The organism is Chengkuizengella axinellae (assembly GCF_030730905.1).
Classification (GTDB): Bacteria; Bacillota; Bacilli; order Paenibacillales; family KCTC-33759; genus Chengkuizengella; species Chengkuizengella axinellae.
On the sequence record NZ_JAVAMP010000035.1, the window covers coordinates 1 to 2,048 of the forward strand.

The window sequence follows — 2,048 nt, forward strand, 5'->3', positions numbered from 1 at the left end:
AATAACTGCTTTATTTCCGTTAGGGTTCTCTCCAAAACCATACCACCGATAAGTCCAATATATATCTGATTGACTAACCCTCTGCACCTTATCCTCAATCGTCATGCAACCTTCAAAAAATCCCTCTCCTAGTTTGTCTTGGATGGCTCGTATAATGTTGAAGGAGAATAATTGTTGAGCTATATTCCCATTAAGTAATACGTTGCTACCAATAGAAAACAGTATGTTATCTAGTTTATCAACCATATCATAGTAAAATTGAGGAGGTTCGAACTTGCCAGTTTCATATGGTGTTCTTAATGTTGTTTTTTCATGTTCATATTTTATAATGTGAGGATTTAAATCCGTATTTCCACTTTCTTTCCCTTCAAAATTAGCCTTAATGGTAATAATGCCATCATCATTTTTCACTAACTTCTGACCATTCACTTCAGCTTCAAGCACGTTATTAGGTACATGTTCAATTCCTTGACCACCTGCATAGTTAACACTGTACTCAATTAATATATCTGCTGTATTATCGGTTGGTACTGTATCTATGGTGTATGTTGCTTCACTTGTTGCTTTATTTGTCCATTCTCCGTTTATTCCCTCTGCTTTTACAATTGGATCTGATGTGTCTGCTGTGGTTTCTATTATATAAGTTCTATCAGAAGAACTAAGCCATCCGATTAACGAAGAACTAATTGTTACTGTATTTGTATTAGAATCAATAGAAACAATGCTTACATCTGCACTAGGAGTAGACCACCCAAAAGTATAAGCTTTTATCTTATCTCCAACAGTTAATTTACTGACATCATCGACAATTATTGTTGTGTTAGAAGGTGTTTCTAAGAGTTTTGCTAAAGCAGTATCTTCATCTATCACACCACTAACAATACCGTCATAACCTTTAATCTTAATTGTATCTCCAGCACTCCAAATACCTTGTATAGCTTGCGTAACCTCTATATGTTTTAAATGATCGTTGGATAAAACTTCTATTTTATCGGATACTTTTTGAGAGGTTTGAGCATCGGATAGAATACGTTTTTGGTCTGTTAGGTCAAACCTTACGTTAGTGTCTTGGTTAGCATAGTCGGCAGGGACGTACCATTTGCCATATGGGACAAATACAGGGTTAGGTTGTGAGCCTGTGGATAGTATAGGGTTTTTGAAAGTGAATATCCCTCTTCCTATTCCATTGGAAGTGTAAATCTTAATAATCTTAGTATTGTTTGGAGTTATAAAACTTTTTCTTTCTCTAGCATTATATATTTCACCTATTTTATTTTCTTCCTCGTCCAAGAAAAGAATGTCGTAATAAAATTCATTTTCAATATTAGGGATATTAAATGTGTAATCTTGATTAGCAATTACTTCTATTTTCACAGAACTACCTTGATAATCCCCTGATGGATTCAACTCCAACTCATATGGACTAATTGCTGTTGCATCTTCGTGTAAATCCCACTCATAAAAAGATGGTATTAAATTCTCAACCACGTAAGGATAATTGTCCTGTTGCACCTCAACATAATTAGGTGCTTTCTCCAAACCGAAATACTCTTTCTTCATCTCAACATTTCCGTTTTCCCCTGCTAAGAGTCGGTTAAATTCTTCGTTCATGATCTTGTTGTAATCTTCACCTGTTAAGCTTACTTTGTGTCTTAGGTCAATGATGTCACGTTGATCTATGATGTTAGAGTATAGGTTGTCGGGACGTCTACTGCTTACAACAATTATATCTGTTTCTCCAATATCAAAATTTTTAACGGAAGATAAAGCATAACTTAACCACAATCTATTTCCTTCTATTTTAGTAATGAATGGAACTGCTCTACTATCCAAACTATAAGCAACTTGATCACCGATTAGATATTTACTAGGTTCTTCTACGTCTATATAATCTTGATTAACTGTATAGGTTCCACTGTTTTTGGTCATTATCGATGCATAATCATCTGCCCCATTCACATTCTCAACGCTATATCCTCCACTGTTTCTACGTGGTATACGAAACATAGGGATGGCATAGACATAACCGTCTGATGTTTGGAGTAGGT

1 pseudogene is annotated in these 2,048 nt (G+C 35.1%); it reads right to left on the bottom strand.

Going from position 1 to position 2,048, the window contains the following annotated elements:
* Positions 1-2,048 (bottom strand): annotated as a pseudogene (locus tag Q5Y73_RS24470) (hypothetical protein); the annotation flags it as partial.